17 protein-coding genes and 2 riboswitches are annotated in these 18,142 nt (G+C 58.5%); of the genes, 7 read left to right on the forward strand and 10 right to left on the reverse strand.

Annotation, left to right across the window (positions count from 1 at the left end):
• The 5 genes from AC6RA8_RS15010 to AC6RA8_RS15030 all read right to left on the reverse strand — a co-directional run.
• Window positions 1-941 (reverse strand): O-antigen ligase family protein (locus tag AC6RA8_RS15010; RefSeq protein WP_500353548.1); only part of this gene is annotated, 941 nt, incomplete at its 3' end.
• A 46-nt stretch (window positions 942-987) separates the two neighbouring features.
• Window positions 988-1,716, reverse strand: a complete 729-nt coding sequence (locus tag AC6RA8_RS15015; RefSeq protein WP_500353549.1) for a family 16 glycosylhydrolase — start codon at window positions 1,714-1,716, stop codon at window positions 988-990.
• A gap of 243 nt (window positions 1,717-1,959) precedes the next feature.
• Window positions 1,960-2,892, reverse strand: a complete 933-nt coding sequence (locus AC6RA8_RS15020; RefSeq protein WP_500353551.1) for a sulfotransferase family protein — start codon at window positions 2,890-2,892, stop codon at window positions 1,960-1,962.
• Between the two features lie 300 nt (window positions 2,893-3,192).
• Entirely contained in the window at window positions 3,193-4,953 is a 1,761-nt protein-coding gene (locus AC6RA8_RS15025; protein WP_500353553.1) for a glycoside hydrolase family 9 protein, read from the reverse strand.
• 408 nt (window positions 4,954-5,361) lie between these two features.
• The gene (locus AC6RA8_RS15030; RefSeq protein ID WP_500353555.1) at window positions 5,362-5,901 is read right to left on the reverse strand and encodes a hypothetical protein; all 540 of its coding nucleotides are present in this window, start codon (window positions 5,899-5,901) and stop codon (window positions 5,362-5,364) included.
• A 395-nt stretch (window positions 5,902-6,296) separates the two neighbouring features.
• Here AC6RA8_RS15030 and AC6RA8_RS15035 point away from each other — a divergent pair, with 395 nt between their 5' ends.
• From AC6RA8_RS15035 to AC6RA8_RS15045, 3 genes are read left to right on the forward strand one after another with little or no spacing between them, the layout of a single operon-like run.
• Window positions 6,297-6,599 carry an NAD(P)-binding protein gene (locus AC6RA8_RS15035; protein WP_500353557.1) on the forward strand — a complete coding sequence of 101 codons (303 nt, stop codon included), beginning with the start codon at window positions 6,297-6,299 and terminating at the stop codon, window positions 6,597-6,599.
• Entirely contained in the window at window positions 6,596-6,811 is a 216-nt protein-coding gene (locus AC6RA8_RS15040) for a hypothetical protein (protein WP_500353559.1), read from the forward strand. The genes AC6RA8_RS15035 and AC6RA8_RS15040 overlap by 4 nt, the downstream gene beginning before the upstream one ends.
• Window positions 6,756-7,808, forward strand: coding sequence for a flavin monoamine oxidase family protein (locus tag AC6RA8_RS15045; RefSeq protein WP_500353561.1), 1,053 nt, complete (start codon window positions 6,756-6,758; stop codon window positions 7,806-7,808). Before AC6RA8_RS15040 ends, AC6RA8_RS15045 begins: the two co-directional genes overlap by 56 nt.
• Before the next feature lie 71 nt (window positions 7,809-7,879).
• On the opposite strand, the gene AC6RA8_RS15050 is transcribed toward AC6RA8_RS15045, so the two are convergent.
• Window positions 7,880-9,457 (reverse strand): lysine--tRNA ligase, encoded by a 1,578-nt coding sequence (locus AC6RA8_RS15050; protein WP_500353563.1) that lies wholly within the window; start codon window positions 9,455-9,457, stop codon window positions 7,880-7,882.
• A 143-nt stretch (window positions 9,458-9,600) separates the two neighbouring features.
• Between AC6RA8_RS15050 and AC6RA8_RS15055 the strand changes: the two genes are divergently transcribed.
• The 3 genes from AC6RA8_RS15055 to AC6RA8_RS15065 all read left to right on the forward strand — a co-directional run bounded on the left by AC6RA8_RS15055 (window position 9,601) and on the right by AC6RA8_RS15065 (window position 13,571).
• A complete protein-coding gene (locus tag AC6RA8_RS15055) occupies window positions 9,601-10,023 on the forward strand; it encodes a tellurite resistance TerB family protein (RefSeq protein WP_500353565.1) in 423 nt (140 codons plus the stop codon).
• Window positions 10,024-10,264: 241 nt separating this feature from the next.
• Window positions 10,265-11,977, forward strand: a complete 1,713-nt coding sequence (locus AC6RA8_RS15060) for a hypothetical protein (RefSeq protein WP_500353567.1) — start codon at window positions 10,265-10,267, stop codon at window positions 11,975-11,977.
• A gap of 92 nt (window positions 11,978-12,069) precedes the next feature.
• Window positions 12,070-12,158, forward strand: a riboswitch (glycine riboswitch).
• A 19-nt stretch (window positions 12,159-12,177) separates the two neighbouring features.
• A riboswitch (glycine riboswitch) is annotated at window positions 12,178-12,284 on the forward strand.
• Between the two features lie 54 nt (window positions 12,285-12,338).
• Window positions 12,339-13,571: a D-amino acid dehydrogenase gene (locus tag AC6RA8_RS15065; RefSeq protein ID WP_500353569.1), complete on the forward strand. Its 1,233-nt coding sequence runs from the start codon at window positions 12,339-12,341 to the stop codon at window positions 13,569-13,571.
• Between the two features lie 116 nt (window positions 13,572-13,687).
• On the opposite strand, the gene dacB is transcribed toward AC6RA8_RS15065, so the two are convergent.
• The 4 genes from dacB to AC6RA8_RS15085 all read right to left on the reverse strand — a co-directional run bounded on the left by dacB (window position 13,688) and on the right by AC6RA8_RS15085 (window position 17,659).
• Window positions 13,688-15,178, reverse strand: coding sequence for a D-alanyl-D-alanine carboxypeptidase/D-alanyl-D-alanine endopeptidase (dacB, locus tag AC6RA8_RS15070; protein ID WP_500353571.1), 1,491 nt, complete (start codon window positions 15,176-15,178; stop codon window positions 13,688-13,690).
• Window positions 15,179-15,224: 46 nt separating this feature from the next.
• On the reverse strand, window positions 15,225-15,821 hold the full coding sequence (locus AC6RA8_RS15075; protein ID WP_500353579.1) for a nicotinate-nucleotide adenylyltransferase: 597 nt from the start codon (window positions 15,819-15,821) through the stop codon (window positions 15,225-15,227).
• 75 nt (window positions 15,822-15,896) lie between these two features.
• Complete coding sequence (locus AC6RA8_RS15080; RefSeq protein WP_500353573.1) at window positions 15,897-16,367, reverse strand: MOSC domain-containing protein; 471 nt, start codon at window positions 16,365-16,367, stop codon at window positions 15,897-15,899.
• Window positions 16,364-17,659, reverse strand: a complete 1,296-nt coding sequence (locus AC6RA8_RS15085) for an alpha/beta hydrolase (RefSeq protein ID WP_500353575.1) — start codon at window positions 17,657-17,659, stop codon at window positions 16,364-16,366. Before AC6RA8_RS15085 ends, AC6RA8_RS15080 begins: the two co-directional genes overlap by 4 nt.
• A 145-nt stretch (window positions 17,660-17,804) precedes the next feature.
• Here AC6RA8_RS15085 and AC6RA8_RS15090 point away from each other — a divergent pair.
• On the forward strand, window positions 17,805-18,142 hold a 338-nt coding region (locus AC6RA8_RS15090), incomplete at its 3' end, for an ATP-binding cassette domain-containing protein (RefSeq protein ID WP_500353577.1).

Raw genomic sequence — 18,142 nt, forward strand, 5'->3', positions numbered from 1 at the left:
CCCGTGCGCGCGGTGATGTAGAATTCTTGCCAAAGCATTTCTGCTTCCGGGCGCCCGTGGGTCCAGAACGCGTTGTATCCAAGGCCGAAAAGCGGTTGCTGCCCACCGATTTCAAGGGCCTGGTTCCACAGGTAAGTGCGCCCGGTCAGGCTTGTGTCTCGGCCGAACGCCGACAGCACCGCATCAAATCCGCCAAGCAACAAACCGGCAATGCCAGTTCCGAGACCGCACATCACGATGATGAATACGGCAGCACGACGCAACTTGGGCGGCAAGAGCACAACGCCTCCGATCAGAGCAATCGCACCGAAAGCAGCCATCGCCGACAGCAAAGATGTCGCGGAATCCGACATCCACAGCATTACGAATCCAAGCCCAGCGCTCAGAAGGGCAACAAGCTGAACACTGCGTATGCTCTGAAAGATCCAGATCAGCGAGAGCGAGAAGAGAATTGTGAGCGTCGCGAAATAGCCCAGCTGGTTCTTTGACGAAAACGCACCGCGAAACGCGAAATCACCGTCGATGTAGTCGTATGAATAACCACCCTGCATGATTGAATAGATCAGCACCAGAAGACCACCAATCATGCTGCCGAGCGCCAGATTCCCAAGCGACACGATCCGCGCGGCAATCAACCCCGCGCCAAAGGTGATGGTGTATTGGGTTGCGGCGCGCAAGGTGGCCCCGGCCGCGTCACTCCAGAGTGTTGAGAGCCCGAAAAAGAACGGGATGATCATCAGCAGCACGACTGGCCCAGGCTGGGCGAACAGGATTCTCGGTGCGATCAGGAAAGGCAGCGCCCAGCAGCCATAGAACGCGAGGATCGAGATCGCACCGAAATTCACTGAGTAGGCGAAAACGAGCGTGGAGAGCACGACCGCTGGCACCACGAAATGCGTGTTCTCGGCTGGATTCACAAGGCGCGCCTGAGAGATCATCATGCACTTGGTGCTCCGCTGCTCCAAAACCAGGTGAGGCAGGGCCCGCTCACAGCGATGCGTCCACGTCGGGATTGCACAGCACTGACTCATCGAAAGCACAGCCGCTGCCCAGCTCAGTGAACCCCATCCAGTCCACTTGTAATGTCTGCGGGGCAGACGCCGGATCGAACCGCCCCATCCAGTCGATCAGGGTGTCAGTGGACCATAGGCTTAGGTAAATCTTCTGTGGCTCGTTCGGTAAGACACCGCCGCGCTGATCGCGGATTAGGGAGCCGTCGATAAACCAGCGAATTCGGTCCGGTTCCCAGATAAAAGAATATGTACGATACCCGTCGTCCTCCGATGTACGATGCACTTCCTCGTTGGTGCTGCTCTCGGCTGTGTGGAAGTTCGTTTGCAAGGCGGGCTGGCGGGGCGCGATAAACTCGAAATCGATCTCATTATGCGGGCGCTCCTGTGGCGCTCCGATGAAGGTGAAAAGATTGGCGTTCATCCCCTCTGCGTAGGGGACCTTCATCCGTGCCTCGTAGGTGCCATATCCAAACCGATCCCGGGTCTGGATTTCGGCACAGCTCAGATTCCGGTCTTCCTTGGGATCCGCAGTCAACGACAACAGCAGCTTGCCGTTTTCAATGGCAACTCGATCCCGATGCCATAAACAGCTCTGGTGATCTCCATTGGCCCAGCCGCTGGAAATGAACCACCGGCTCTTTGCCAAGGTATCAAATGGCTCGAAGAACGAAGTGTCCTCTTGCGGCAACCCGACAGAAGGCATCAGCAGGCAAACGGCAAGAGCAGCTTTTGACAGGAAAACCTGCCTTACACGTTGACGCATTGCTCGCATTTTTCCACATCCATAGAAGCGCAGGGATCGTAAGGAAGTGCCCAAAAAATACCGTCCAGCGTTGGCGCAAACAAACACGAACCCCGGACATACGCGGCAGCTTGCCGACCTGAACACGATTTGGCCGCCTGTTGCTGCCAAGGGGCATTTGTTGCCTAGGTTTTAGGCATTCCCTTATTCCGTGAATCCCTGCCAGTACTGGCTCAAATCCTTGCCAAGAAGATCAGAGAGCCCTGCATTGCGGTCTGAAAGATGCTGACACAGATATGCGCGTGTTTTCGCTCGCATGTCTGACGGCGGGTGATCTTGGGTGAGCACTCGTTCTGAAACAAAGCGAAACCAGCGCCGATATGCCTTGTGCCCGATACGTGACGACAAGGGCACGTGCCCTTTGAAGTGCCGCGCATACCTATACCGAACCAGCAGCCTGCCCACACGGTTGAGACGCTGCAACGTCTCCGCTTTTGCCGGGTATCTTGTCCTGTTGTGCCAGGTCTCAACCGACTCTACTGAAATGGGGGACAGGCCCAGAAATGTGGTCAATCGGTCAAGTGTAGCCTGTTGATCGGCTTTGAATTCCTCAAACAGAACGACATGGACACGCTTCTCCCCAAGTGCTGCATAAAAGTTTCGCAAGCGCGGGGCATAGGTCGATCCCATCACGATGGACATCTCGCTGCTCAGGGCGGCTTCGAAGGAGTCGCAGGTGCGCCCGCTGCGCAGCAGGTGCCAATACTGCGAGAACGCCCGCTTGACCGGATCGCGCAGCATGAAGATCACCTTCACCTTGTCATCGGCCGCCTTGATACGGAACGGGGCTACGTCGGACATCAGGTAGGTCGTGGTATCCTCGCCGATCAGCGCATCCTGTGGCGCGTCGGCAAAGCGGCTCTCATACATCTTTCGCGTGGCCGGATCCCTTGGATCGCGCCATGATAAGTCGCCACTGTCGATGTCCAAGAAATCGCCATGGGCTATCGGATCGTCGGCATCGAAAAAATAGATCTCGTTCTTTGCGACCCAGGCATCCGGATGCTGGTCCAGGATCTGATGAAGCGATGTGGTCCCGCACTTAGGTGCGCCTGCGATGATAAAGTCTGGCTTCATGAAAACTTCCTCGCCCAGCGGATATTGCAAAGGTTGTTTTCACTGGTCCATGCGCCACACATGGGTGCAACCCCAACGATATCAGGTCGGCAGCAGACCGCCGGACAAGCCCCGCATGTGCTGAGATTTCAGCCTTTTCTGTCTTGAGAGACCAAAAACAGATTTGCGACCCTGTCCGCCCCAGCATGTTCCGTGCTCTCAGTTGGGCGGGCGCATCTATAAATTCGGACAGGGATATTAAATCACGTCTGTTCAGGCCAGTGCGATGAAAAATCCCTGATCCGGGTATCTGGAACGGCGTCACATCCAGATGTCGTAAGCCAGACTCTCATAGAAGCCTGCCAATGCACCCGAAAAACCAGCATTGTAATCCGTTGCAACTTCGTTTGTGACGTAGTTGGTGCGTACATCATCATAGTCACCATTCGGGGCGGGACCGCCGACCAGCGCTCCATGGAGGATGTAGGCATTCGGCGCGGGGTCATCCACATGCCTTGTGCCTGATGCGCCGCGATGGTGCGGGTTCAGCGGGAAGTCTTCGCCGAAGCCCACGACAAAGCTCTGCCCATCCGGATTGTCGCCCATCATGAAATCCAGTTGATCGGAGGCGAAATCCAGCAAATCCTCGACACGCTCCGCATTGCCTTGGGGATCGACCTTGGCCAGTTGCTTCGCGTGCACTGTGGCCAGAAGCGATGTATTGGCAGCATAGCGGTTTGACCCCCACTGATCGATCCAGGCCAAGCCATCATTGGTGTCCGTCCCGGGCGTTGTCGCGATGTCGTTCAACCAGTAGTCCAGATGCCGGTCCAGATCCTCAATATAGCGCGCATCCCCCGTTTGGTGCGCCAGCAAGAGCGTGGTACCGTTGCTCATGTTGTCCCAGCCATAGGCAAAATAGGTGTTCGGCTCCACATAGTAATCGATGGATTTCTGCAGATAAGCCTCATCCCCAGTGGCTTGATAAAGCCAGTTTGCGGACCATGATAGCTCGTCTTCATAGCCGCTCCAAGAGTAGTAGAATTGTGCCGCATCGGTCACGGTGTCTGTATATCTTCCCAAATACGTCTCGGAGAATTCGAACAGCTGAACGGCATTTTCGAGCAACTCGTCGGCGTAGGCCGTGTCGCCTTGCGCGCGAAAGAACATGGACGCAGAGGCCATGGCGGCCGCAGTTTGGGCGGTGACCTCTGTTCCGGGGTTTTCAGCATCAAGGGAATAGACGGGACGATCCATCAACATGTCCTCTGGCGCGCCCCAGAAGGCGTGGTCGTCGTTGCCGTCGCCCACCTGAGCGTGGAACTCGTCGTCCGACAGATCCGCCGTGCCTTTGTCATCATAGGCATTCAGGAAATAGTCGTTGAGTTGGCGCAGATGGTCACTAAGCGCGTCATAGGCGCCCGTATCTTTGTATCCGTTCTCAAACTCGAGCCCGCCCCACGCAAGGGTGGTCGCGGTGCCCGCCATCGGCAAGCCGAACTTCACGTGATCACCCGCATCAAACATGCCGCCCGACAAATCGCGCCCGACTTCCGCGCCGTCATCAAGCGTTGAATCCCAACGCCATGAAATGGGGTGATCGTCCGGCAATTCGCCCGCATAGTTGGCGTAATAAAACTGCATGGATTTGTTCAAAACAGCGTCATAGTCGGCTGCGCCAAACGGCGCTCCGTCGTCTCCACCGACCGGAAGTGTTGTGCTGTCATCCGCCGTCGGTAAGTCGCCTGCAGGCTCGGCGTCTTCGGGCACCCTGACCGTGCTGCCATCTTCCAAGTTCGCATCAAAAACCAAGCTTCCCAGTTTTGAGGGTTCTCCGCCCGCAGCCGAAAAGCCGAACGTGATTGATTCCCCGGGCGGTATATTGGTCGTCCAACCTCTGGCCTCAAAGTTGGTCATGTTGCCATGAATAGTTAGATTTCCACCCCATGCGCCGGTGATCGAATACCCAGTGGTGTCAAAGTCCAGGGACCAGTCCTCTATGGCCTGGTCGGTTGTGTTGGTGATTGTGATCTCACCCAGGAACCCGCCTTGCCAGCGATCGCCAACCTCGAAACTGATCATTGGGGACCCCCGCCAGATTCTGTTGCTGCCACTTCACTCTGGTCGTTGCTGCGCGCGCCGTGCATGTGGCCGGGCACCATGTTGGTGTAATGCGCTGCCATACAAATCTCTACCATAGGTTGCATCATCGGTTGGGTTGTATATGTCGTCAACGTTGGTGCTTAGCGACCCTTAATTCTGCTCTTGAAGTCGCTGCGCAAAAAGTCGCTGTTCAGATTGATCATTCACTCCCAAGTGGCCCAGTTTTTGGGCAGAACGTCGGGCGGGTGCACGGATCGGCGCGATCCAACTCGGAGCGGCCCGCAACAAGGCTTGGCAACGAGTGCATTCCTCATCTGCAGAATGTCCGTCCTGGACATGTGCTCAATCCGACGGTTGTTCGTCTCGAAAGGTTTGAAACACAAACGATTAAACGCGACGAAAGATAAGCAAGGCCCAGACAATCGTCACCGATGCGGTGAACTCGACAGCTTCCTCCAACAAAGAGACTTTGCGAGACGGCACGAGGTCCAAAAGAACACCACAAGCTAAAAGAGCCAAATGAAGCAGTAGGGCGAAGTGAAACTCATCTTGCAGGAAGCGCCGGATGGGATCGCGTGCCTTGTAGATCACGGCCAGAAAACCAATGAAGGCAAGCAGCAACGAAAGCGCGACGACAAGAGATGTCGCATCGCCTTTCAGCATCATCCGCAGCAGGATGATGGCAATGTCATGCCCGCCATCAAACTGCCCGCCACCCTCCATTGGGGGCATCTCGAAATCAAAGAAGCGTGCCCCAAAACTCACTTCACTCAAAAACAGAAGAAGCGAGAACAGCGAGACCCCGAGAAGCAACCGCACATCGCGTTTGCGTGCCAGGTCGCCGGTTGCCAAGGTCCAGACAGCAAGCAGACTGGCAAATAGGAATAGGACCGCCGAGGTAGACTCGACCAGGCCATCTTCGCGCATGATCGAGGGCCGGATCAACGTAGCGAAGAAAAGCAGACAAACGATTGCAGTTGTTGAAAGCAGCAACATAATGGATTGGGGAACGTGTTTGGCCCGCGCGACCATGTCCCCCAGCCATAACGTCACATAACTGTTTCGTTGGTGTGCTTTCATCGCCTTACTCGAAGTGAATGCATTGTTGGGATTAGAGGCATGTGCGCGTGCGCGGAAGGTGCGGGCACTTTGGTATGTGCGTTTGGGCGGGTAGCCGCGCTCAATCCTCTTGTCTTGCGGTCTTTTGCTCATCTGTCAGGTTTGCCAGCTGTTGGAAGCTCGACACTTGAGAACTGGCGACTGTCAGTAAGCAATGGTTTTGCCAGACGAGAACAACTTTGAATCTGAACCGCCGTGACGCCGTGAAACTGAGCATTGTAACCTATCTCACGACGCTCTCTTCAGGCGCCACAGGCCAGGCTCTGTCAGACACCAAGGTCATTGTCGTGGGGGCAGGCCCGTCTGGTTTGGCTGCCGCCCATGAACTTCAGGCGCATGGCGTCGAAGCCGTGGTGTTGGAGTCGGGCAGCTGTGTTGGCGGGCGGGTCCGCACGGACATGTCGTTGGGGGTACCCTTCGAATTCGGCACCGGATGGATTCATGGGCCAAGTTCCGGAAATCGACACATCAGCTTGCCGAACAGATCAATGCGCCAACAATCGTGACCAATGACGACAGTCTAGATGTCTTCAAACCCGATGGGAGCCCACTGTCGGATGCAGGATATCAACGGTTGGAACGGCTTTACTCCACTTTCGAAGAGATGCTGTATTACCCTGACGCTTCGGGCCAGTTAAGCGTGGAACAGATGTTGGCGCAGCGTGATCCTGACCTACTTACCGATCCGCTTACGCGTTGGATGCTCAACGCTTTTTGAGTTTGATACCGGTGCGGGGATTGAGGATATCTCAGCCGCAAATGGCTTTGAAACCCAAACCTTCCCCGGAGATGATGTCATCTTCACAGAAGGCTACGATGCGATCATTGCGCCATTGGCGGCAGGGCTCGATATCCGACTGAATGCGCCGGTTTCCCGGATATGGCACGATAGCGTGGAAGTGGAAATCCACGATATTTCAGCAGATTACGCGATCTGTACGGTCCCACTGGACGTCCTGAAATCCAACGCGATCGAATTCGATCCGCCACTGCCAGTGAGTTTGCGAGATGCGATTGAGCAAATCAGCTTTGGATCGGTCACAAAGATAGCGATGAAATTCGACGAACCGTTCTGGGGCATTGACACACCATATCTCGGAATGACGACCGAACCCAAAGGGCGCTGGAACTATTGGTCGAACTACCGCACGTTTAGTGATGGGAACATTTTGCTTGGGTTGTCCGTTGGGCAGTACGCTCCTGTTGCGGATCGCATGATTAAGGCACGCATGATGGCCTATGCGTTGGATGTTCTGCGTTCGGTTTGGGCCGCGATGTTGGTACACCACGAAACGTTCTCACGACGCATTGGTCGCAGGATCAACATTTCTATGGCGCATATTCATTTGCTCAAGCAGGTGGGTCACTTGCGCAGTTTGGTGAGTTCGAAAAACCTGTCCAAAAACGGATTTACTTTGCAGGTGAACATACAAGTCCTGAACACCGAGGCACCAAGCGCGGCGCGCGCATATCAGGACAACGAGCAGCAAGTTCAATCTTGGCGATTTAATCACAGCGGACCTTGGCGCAGATGCAGCGAGATGATATTTCGCCCCCAGATATACCAATGCCTCAGCAGTCTCTTGCCTCCCGTCAAAACTGACATCAGACAGCCGCAATTGGATCCAAACCAGCGCCGCCTGCCTTCGGGCAACAGCATGCTTTGCGCATGGTTAAAATCGGCTGAATGCAGCGTGCGACAGCCAAGCGGTTGAACCCACTTGGCTTTCACAAGTTACTTAAATTTCAATGACATGACCGAACAGCTTGTCCCCGCGGGGACAAATTAGCCCACCAGCTTTCCGGCCAGCCCTTTTTCGATCAGGGCGATCGTTTCCTGCACGCCGTAAAGGGCAATGAACCCACCAAATCGAGGCCCTTGCGACGCACCCAAAAGCACCTCGTAAATTGCTGTGAACCAGCCCCGCAGCGGGTCGAACCGGTCGCGCCCAACGGCATAGACAACCGACTGCAATGCCTCGTCTTCGATCGGCCCGTCATAGGCTTCCAACTCGGTCTTCAATGCTTCCAGCGCCTCGCGTTCGGGGTCGGTCGGCATGCGGTACACCTTGGCCGGCTTCACGAAATCATTGTAGTAGCGCACCGCGTGCCCCACGGCCTTGTCCATGCCGGGATGCGTCTCGGGCCCAGTCTCGGGCGCGTAGCGGCGGATGAAACCCCACAGCTTGTCCTTGTCCTCGGCCTGGCTGACCGAGGCGAGGTTCAGCAGCATGGCAAAGGGCACAACCATATCGCTTTCCGGCACATCGCCGGAATGGATGTGCCACACCGGGTTTGTCGCCTTGCCCTTGTCGTCTTGCCCCGGATAGGCGCGCAGTTGCTGGTGGTATTCATCGACCGCCTTGGGGATCACATCAAAGAACATGCGCTTTGCCGTCTTGGGCTTCTGGTACATGAAGTAAGACAGCGACTCGGTCGATGCATAGGTCAGCCACTCGTCGATGCTGACCCCATTGCCGGACGATTTCGAGATCTTCTGCCCCTGATCATCCAGGAATAGCTCATAGCTGAAGTGGTTCGGCGGGCGCGCACCCAGTGTCCGACAGATCGCGTCATAGATCTTTTCGTTTGTGGCGTGTTCCTTGCCGTACATCTCGAAATCGACACCCAAGGCCGCCCAGCGTGCACCAAAGTCCGGCTTCCACTGCAGTTTCACGTTGCCGCCAGTGACGGGCAGGGTCCATTCCTTGCCGGTCTCGTCGTCAAAGGTGACCGTGCCGTTCACCGCGTCCACATGCTTCATTGGCACATACATCACCCGGCGGGTTTCGGGGTGCAGCGGCAGGAAAATGGAGTAGCTGGCCGCCCGCTCTTCGCGCAGCGATTTCAGCATGATCTTCATTAGATCATCGTATTTCTCAGCGCAGCGCAGCAGGATTTCGTCGAACTGGCCCGAGGCATAGAATTCGCGGGCCGAATAGAATTCGTAGTCGAACCCGAACGTATCGAGGAACCGGCGCAGCATGGCGTTGTTGTGATGGCCAAAGCTTTCATGCGTTCCAAACGGGTCCGGCACATCCGTTAGCGGGCGCTGCAAATGCTGTTCCAGCACCTCGGGGTTTGGTACGTTGCCGGGCACCTTACGCATCCCGTCAAGGTCGTCCGAGAAACAGATCAGCTTGGTCGGGATGTCCGAGATCGCCTCGAACGCACGGCGCACCATCGTGGTGCGGGCCACCTCGCCAAAGGTGCCGATATGGGGCAGGCCCGAGGGACCATAGCCCGTCTCAAACAGCACGTATCCCTTTTCCGGTGGCGCCTTTTCATAGCGTTTGAGCAAGCGGCGGGCCTCTTCGAATGGCCAGGCTTTGCTCGTCATCGCGGCGTCACGGAAACTCGACATCTCATATGATCCCATGTGATGGCCTGCGCCCTATGCGCGGCCCTGATTGACTGGCCCCGCAGGGACAATCCCGCCGCTACCTATTGCGGGCTGCCGCAGCCGTCAATATTGAGGGACAAAGCACCGAGAAAGGACACTGTACCATGGCCGCTTCACAACTCTCTCTTACCGCGCAGGACGCGCTGGTCGCCATGATGATCGCGGTGTCTGCATCAGACGAAGACATCCGCACGGCGGAACTGGTCAAGATTAACTCGGCCGTGAACAATCTGCCGGTTTTTGCGGGCTATGACCTGGATCGGTTGAACCGCATGGCGCAGATGGTGTTTGACCTGTTTGAACAGGAGGACGGTCTGGACGCCCTGTTTGGCCTTGTGCGCGAAGCGCTGCCAGACCGGTTGTACGAGACGGCCTATGCCCTGGCCTGTGATGTGGCGGCGGCCGATGGCACGCTGGACGAGGCGGAGCTGCGCCTTCTGGAAGAGATGCGGTACGAGTTGAACATCGACCGTCTGCATGCTGCCGCCATCGAACGCGGGGCACGCGCAAGGCATTTGACGCTGTAGCCTTGCCCAAACGGCGCCGGTCCGAAACCAGTGCACGCCTGCCTTTTCTTGATCTGACACGGTTTTTCCACTTAGGGTGAAACCTGTCACGCGCTCCGGCGCGCGATTTTGTATTTATTGTTTATCGGCTTTTGCCAGCAGTTTTTCCGTATCCGGACTGGGGCTTGCCCAATGGTTCGGTGGGTCGTGTTCACGCCTGCGCTGTTCGTGACCTGTGCTTTGAAATGAAATGGATATTTGAATGCGTTACCCGATCAAAACCTTTTTGGCCGCAGCAGCGGTTGGATTTGGACCTCTGCCCGTCAGCGCTCAGTCAACCCAAACCGATGACGCAATGGAGTTGTCCTTTGCGTCGGCGCCATCCCTGTCGGCCCGCTCAAGCGGGCGCAGCGACATTCCCGGCAGTTTTTCAGTTGCCGCGCCGGAGGTGGTCAAGCTGGGCTGGGGCTGGAGCGAGCAACGAGGTGAAGCGATCCCAACCGAATGCATCGTCTTTTCCCAAGGCAGCGGCGGCGCGCAGACCAGCAACATTACGATCCGGGAAGTGTCCGACAGTTACACATTGGCCAAGGCCATGGATGTCTCGGCCTCGACCACGGTACGCGCTTTTGGTGCCAAGGTGGATGGCAAAGCCTCCATTTCAAAGAACTCCAAGATCACTTCTATGAGCGTCACCTATGTGGTGCGTGCCGAAGTGTTGAACGACAGCATCTACGTGGCGCCCCCGCTGGATGGCGACGCAGACGTGCCACAAGCTGAGACGGTGGCTGTTTCGACAGGCGCCCTTGCCCCTATCGGGCCATCCGTCCGGTTGACCGATGAAGCTGCTGCACTGGCAGAGGCAAATCCGACCGCATTCCGGCGTATCTGCGGGGACGGTTATGTATCTGCGGCCGTCAGCGGCGCGCGCGCCTATCTTGTCTCAGTGGTCAAAACCCAAAGCAAGGAAGAGCGGGAAACCATGCGCGCCTCGGTCACGGGCGAAGGTTGGGGACAAAAGGCTTCGGTGGCTGCGGGGTCGGACAAGACAGCGTCGTCCAGCAGCTATGAACGCGATCTGACTTTCTTTCAGGAAGGCGGGTCTGCCACCCAGACAAACCCGACGCCTGTAGTGGCAGACACTGCCGAAGGTGAGGGTGCCGAACCCGATCCGCTGGCCGACAGCGACCTGCCCGCCGATGCCGATCAGGCTATTGCGCGCATCCGCAAATTGGCAACCGCTGCCCGTGACGCGGGCAAGCTGTTCGAGATTTCGATCAGCCCGTACGAGGCGCTGGCAAACTATCCTGCAGCGGATGCGCGCCAGTCCGATCTGGACGAACACGAGGACCTAGCCGCACTGATGGGTGCCTATGAGACGCTGTATGATGATCTGACCGTGGCACTGGCTGATCGTGATGGATACGCGGCACCCGTGCGATCATGTGGTGATACGTGCACAACTGCGCTAGTGGGGCTGAAGGACCCGGCGGCGTTCCGGCAGGTTGAGGATGCACAGGACATGGCTCTGGAGGCCCTCCATCAGTTGGAGCAGATGGCGCAAGCCTGCTTTGCTGCCGGTGATGAATGCACCATCGATCTGGGCAGCGTGCGATCGCCTTATGCAGCATATGTCAACGCGCCGATCCCGGTCTTTGCTGAAACGGAGGTTTCATTGGATGATCATGCGTCCATCTTCCTGCGGGACACTTCTGCCGGACGGTGCCGTCTGGGTGCGCGCACGCCCGGCTGCATCACCAATGCGATGATCCGTGCATGGTTGGACCGGCAGGGTCTGAAGAGTGTGGCTGTCACAGATGTCGCCGAGGTCGTTGGCACCATTGCCGAGTGCGAAACCATAGAGGACAACCGTGCCTATCGCGGCGATGCCAATGATCCGGATGCATCCGTTGTCTGGACCAATCCGGCCGTCACCTTTGACCGGTTTGGCAACGTGGTGTGCCCGCCGGCCTGACCCGGATGTCACGCTGGAACACGTGATCGTAAAGGCGTGACAAAAACCCTTTGCGCGACTCGCAGCCGTTTCCTATATGCGCTGCAGTCGCAGAGGCCGACATGGGAGAGTGCAGCGAAAGGCTGCCGCCGAAGGAGCAACGCCCCGGAAACTCTCAGGCACCACGAACCGTGCCGGCCGCGTCCCCAGTTGAGGGGCACATGTGACGATCTGGAGAGTGGTCGGACGTCACGCGCCCGGCCCACCGAAGGAGAAAGCGGCCCTGTTGGTCCGTGAAGCTCTCAGGTCTCGCGACAGATGGGGACGCTTGCCCGGCACCGTGCCGGATGCGTCCATATCTGCGTGCGCTGGGAGGACCCCCATGACCCGTATTGCCGTGATCGGCGCCGGTATCACCGGTATTACGACCGCCTATGCCTTGGCCCGCCGCGGCTATGACGTCAGCGTGTTTGACCGCAACCGCTATGCCGCGATGGAGACATCCTTTGCCAATGGCGGTCAGCTTTCGGCCAGCAATGCCGAGGTTTGGACCCGCTGGGGCACCATCTTCAAGGGGTTGAAATGGATGCTGAAATCCGATGCACCCTTGCTGGTGAACCCGACGCCCAGTTGGCATAAGCTGTCTTGGATGGCGGAATTCATGGGCAACATCCCCGATTACGAGCGCAATACGGTTGAGACGGCGCGCCTTGCCATTGCCGCGCGGGAACACCTTTTAGAGTTTGCGCGGGAAGTCGGGGCTGATTTTGATATGGAACGGCGCGGTATTCTGCATGTGTACCGCCTGCAGTCCGAGTTCGATCATGCCCGCCGGGTAAACGCGTTGTTGGAAAAGGCGGGGCTGGAACGAAGGGAAGTGTCAGCGGACGAGGTCCAGCGTTTGGAACCTGTTCTGAAGGCCGACACGATTGGTGGTTTCTATACCGAGAGCGATTTTACAGGCGACATTCACCGCTATGCCCGCGCGCTGAGCGACCGGTGTGAGCAGATGGGCACATCCTTTCACTACAAGTGCAAGGTGACCGGCATTGAGCACATCGGGACGGGCGTTCGCCTGACCTGGGATCATGCGGGGACCACAGAGACGCAGCAATTTGCCGGCATTGTGGTCTGTGCGGGCGTTGGCAGCCGTGCCATCGCAGCCCAACTGGGCGACCGTGTGAACATCTATCCGGTTAAGGGCTATTCCATCACTGTCAATCTAGATGATGCCGAAAGCCAGGCCGCGGCCCCGTGGGTCAGCCTGCTGGATGACGAGGCCAAGATCGTGACCTCGCGCCTGGGCCGTGGGCGGTTCCGCATTGCAGGTACGGCCGAGTTTAACGGCTACAATCTGGACATCCGCGATGATCGTATCCGGCCACTCCGCGAATGGTGCGAGGCCTTCTTTCCCGATGTGTCGACCGAGCATTGCGTGCCGTGGGCGGGGCTGCGCCCGATGCTGCCATCGATGATGCCGAAGGTTGGGCCGGGGGCCAAACCGGGGGTCTTCTACAACACCGGGCATGGGCATCTGGGCTGGACCCTGTCAGCGGCGACAGCGCAGGCGACGGCGGACATCATTGATGTGAACCGGATGAAGAACGCGGCCTGACGTGCGGGGCGGATCAAGATCCGCCTTACGGGTGCGAAATGTAAGGCGCAGCGTGCTGCGCCGCGCAACGCTCGTATGATGTGTTGGAAAAACTGTAAGGCGGAGGTGCCCTCCGCCTAGCTGCCGTAGACCGCGCCCCAGCGTTCGATCAGTTGTTGCTGCATGGCCTTGGCCCGGCGGTTCCAGCTGCGTGCGCCCTGGGGTCGTTCACGGTTGGCGCGGGGGATGCGAGCGCGCGTTGCCTCGTCTGCGGCGAAGATGGCAAAGGCCATTTCGGTCCCGTCCCGTGCCGTCATGTAACCCGCCAACCCTGACACGAAGTTCAATGTGCCGGTCTTGGCATGCACCTCGATCGGGTGGTTCTTGACCGCGCGGCGTTGTTCATCAAGCATCGGGATCGCCTTGAGGATGGGGCGCAGGATGTTGTTCTGCCGTGCCTTGATCAAGGCCGTGACCATATCGTCAGCCGTCATCTCGCTGTCGCCCCCCAGGCCCGAGTGGTCCACGAGCCGCATCTTTGCGGTTCCAAGGGCGGCATTCGCCCAGCGGTTCATTTCGGAGGCAGACGCGCGCAGCGAGGAGGGCCGACCACTGCGTTTGACCGTCGCCGCCATACCCACCATTTCCGCCGTGACGTTTGTTGAAAAACGCAGCATGTCGCGCAGGATCGTGCGCAGGTCTTCGCTTCGATGCGTCGCCAGCGTTGTGCCCTGCGGGATACGGCTGACCACCTTGGGGTTCTTCAGAACCACACCTTGCGACCGCGCGAGCGTCTGGAACACGTCCCCCGCATAAAGCGCAGGTTTGCGCACGGGCAGCCAGCGCGCGCCGCCATTGCCAAGAGCGCCGCGCGCAACACTCCAATTGTCGGTACGGCCGCCATCGGAATAGGTATAGACCGGTGCGCGTCGTTCGCTCACCTGCATCCGGGCAATGGCCACATCCGGGCGGTATCGATCCGACCGTGCATCCATCGTGACGTTGTATTTGCTGCCCTGCCGCTTCCATTCGAAATGTACGCGGTTGAAGTTCAGCGCGATGCCCGACAGCGCCGGGCTGTAGCCGACATGATCGGGTTGATCTTTGTCGATCGTCGGCACCGCCGGGAACAGGCCGTCGGCCACTTTGAAGTCGCCCCTAACCTCGCGAATACCCTTGGCCTTGAGCGCCGCAGCCAGCCCCGCCAGCGCATTGGTATCAAGGGTCGGATCACCGCCGCCGACCAGCACCAGATCGCCCTGGACCACGCCGCCCGACACGCCGCCAGTTGCGACAACACGTGTGCTGAACCGATGGGCGTGTCCAAGTACACTCAGCGCATAGAGCGCGGTGACCGCCTTGGCGACCGATGCGGGGGGTGCGCCGACCTTGGCGTTGCCACCCTCCAGCTTTGTTCCTGTCCGGGCGTCGGCCACCGCATAGCAGACCCGCCCGCCCAGCTTGGCCTTGGCGATGATGTCCTGTGGATCGGCAATGGCCTTTTTGAAGTGATTGCCGCCACGCGCCTGCGGTCGCAACGAGGTTGTCGGAGGGGCGGCAAGGGCGGCCGAGGCCGTGGAGCTGGCCAGAACTGAAAGAAAAAAACGTCTCGAAATCGTGCGCAACATGGGCGCATGTAACCGCAGCTTTGCCCGGCAAACAAGCGGGCAAAGATCACAAATCCGAGGACGGCGCCCAGTTGCCTTGTGCCCGGATCGCGGTGGATGATTGGGCCGTCATGGCCACGTTCACAAAGCACCAGGCCGGCGCATTTGAACGACCTAGAAGCTGACTGGCCCGGCCCGAGATGCGGTAGGGCCGGTACAGCCGTGCGGCGGGGCTCATCCGGGCTGAAATCCGATCACCCGGACGGGCCAGAACGCCCACGGGCACGTTCTCCATGATCCAGGTCCAGTCCTGCCAAAGATGAAACTGGGCCAGATTGTCCGCCCCCATCAGCCAGACAAACCGCGTGCCCTGATAGCGTCTTTTCAGTGCCGTAAGGGTCTGTGCAGTGTAGCGCGTGCCCAGATGCGCCTCGATATCTGTGACCGTCACACGTGGGTGCTGCATGACCTGCCGCGCATGTGCCAGTCTTGTGGACAGCGGTGCGGGCCCCTTGGCTTTGAGCGGATTTCCTGGGGACACCAGCCACCACACGCGGTCGAGGCCAAACCGCTTCATCGCTTCGCGCGTGATGTGCGTGTGCCCGTCGTGGGCAGGGTCAAAGGAGCCGCCCAGAAGGCCGATGATCTGGCCCGGTCTGGCCATGGGAAAAGCGGGGTCGGTCACTTAGAGGTCCGTCTTGGTCAGTGGCAAGGACCGGACGTCAAACGCGTCGTCTTGTCAATCAATTGGCCGCACGTTGTCGCCCAGGGCGATGGTGCCGGGTTTGACCACGTCGGCGCACCAGCCGCCGTGTCCGCGCATCGCGGCATAACCGCCATGGCCCAACAACCGCTCCATCAGGCTGCAGGGCGCGCAAATGGTGGTGAAGCGCAAAACGGCCGTACCCAGCTGTACCTCACGCCCCTTGAGGCCCGCGAGGTTGAGGCCCTGCACCATGATGTTGCGCCGCAGCGTTGTCGGATCGATCTGGTCACGCCCGAGATAGGAGGCGATGGCGGGCAAGTGTTCGGCCTGTACCAATGTGACGGCCCGTTTGCCCGCACGACCGCGATCGCCTTCGATCCCGCTGTCTGAAATCTCGGCTCGGTCCAGTACCTGAATGTCTGCCGCCCGTGCAGGGCGCACGCCGATCCAAGCCACTGTCCCAGGCTGTGCCCAGCGGGCCATCATGTTTTGAAGTTCACTCACCGTTCTTCGCTACGGGCCCGGCGCGCTTCGAGGCCTATAAGGTCAGGCAACCGTTCAAGCGGATAGTTCGGGTGCAGCACCCAGATGCCCGCCTCGTCCTGTTCAAGCGGGCGCAATGTGCCGCCGGGAAATGCACGGGTGCGCAGGGCCAACACCACGTCTGACAGAACCGCCGGATTGTCCCGGAAATATGCATGTCCAAAGCCGCCCCGCACGTTTTCGACCCGGATGAAATGCACGAGCCCCTCTTTCCGCAGGAGTGCAAGCTCACCATCGACAAAGTCTTCGTTCCGAAGCGCGCCAAGCCGGACGGACTGGGTCAGATAGGCCGACAGGCGCAGCGCGCCGTCATTCGGATTGATATACAGGTTGATTTGCTCAAACGCTTCCGAGAACCGCTCGGCTTGAAGCCGCTGGCGCACGATGTCGACGTCCAAATCGGGGGCAGCCATGATGAACGTCCCGGTTTTCAGCATTGTTTTGGGATGAATGCCCGCACCCCGCGCTTCAATCATCAATTCCCGTAGGGCCGTGGTGACGACGTCTGTACCGCGCGAGTGGGCGATAATGTCGATGCTGTCGACCTCTGGCATATCGGCCAGCATACGCAGGAATTCCTTGGTGTGGTGGACCGAGAACACGCCCGCATCGCGATCGCGGAAATAGCCAAGCGGACCGATCCCGTTTCCTGCGGGCCAGGTGAAGGACACAGGCACTGATTCCCGGCCCGCGAAGTGCCACATGTTGGCGAGCGTGGTCAGGCTGTCTTCGAAGTCGTTGTTGAAGCCGTGCACGTAAACCAAAAGGCTGCGATTGCCGGTCTGTGCGATTTCATCCGCGATTACGGCTTGAAAGCGGGCCGCCTGTTCGTTGTAGACATCCACCGCGTCCTGCAGGTGAGTCAGGCGGCCATCCGCGCGTGCATAGGGCAGCGGCGTGGTTTCGAAGCGGACGATCTCTTCGAATTCGGGGACCCAGAGCGTCGAGATTTGTTCATCTGAATCAGAGCGGGTTCGTTCCAGCAATTCTTCCCACCCAAGATCGCGCCCGAATTTGACGGTTGCGGCCCCGAACGCCATCGAATCCGAGCGCTCAGCCCCATAGCTTTCGTCATTTGGTGCCCGGTCAGTCATGTAGAAGATCTTGGGTTCGGCCGTACGCCAGACAGAGGGCACCAAATCATCCGGGTAGTTGAGGCCGCCGCGATACAGATTGGGCGGAGGGGCGAGGCCGATACCGACCGCGCATCCGCCAAGGATGAAACAAGCTGCAAGCAGGATAAACCGCTGCATGTCAGGTACTTCCGCAAGTTTGATCTGTCACCGCTAACACAAGTCGGTTGGCTTCACCAAATGACATTTCCAGGGCCGGCGGCGCATTGCTCTTTGCCCGCGTGCCGGGTAGACGGACCTGCACAGTTTTTTCCGGGAGGATGCCATGGCTGCCTATCAATATGTCTACCACATGTCGGGTGTTTCCAAGACCTATCCCGGGGGCAAGAAATGCTTTGAGAATATCCACCTGAATTTCCTGCCCGGCGTGAAGATCGGCGTCGTCGGCGTGAACGGTGCCGGCAAGTCCACGCTGATGAAAATCATGGCGGGAATGGATAAGGATTTCACGGGCGAGGCATGGGCCGCCGAGGGTGCCAAGGTCGGCTATCTGCCGCAAGAGCCGCAGCTGGATCCCGCCCTGTCCGTGCGCGAGAACGTCATGCTGGGCGTGGCCGAGAAGAAGGCGGTTCTGGATCGCTACAACGATCTGGCCATGAACTA

The sequence above is a fragment of the Tateyamaria sp. genome (assembly GCF_059783535.1).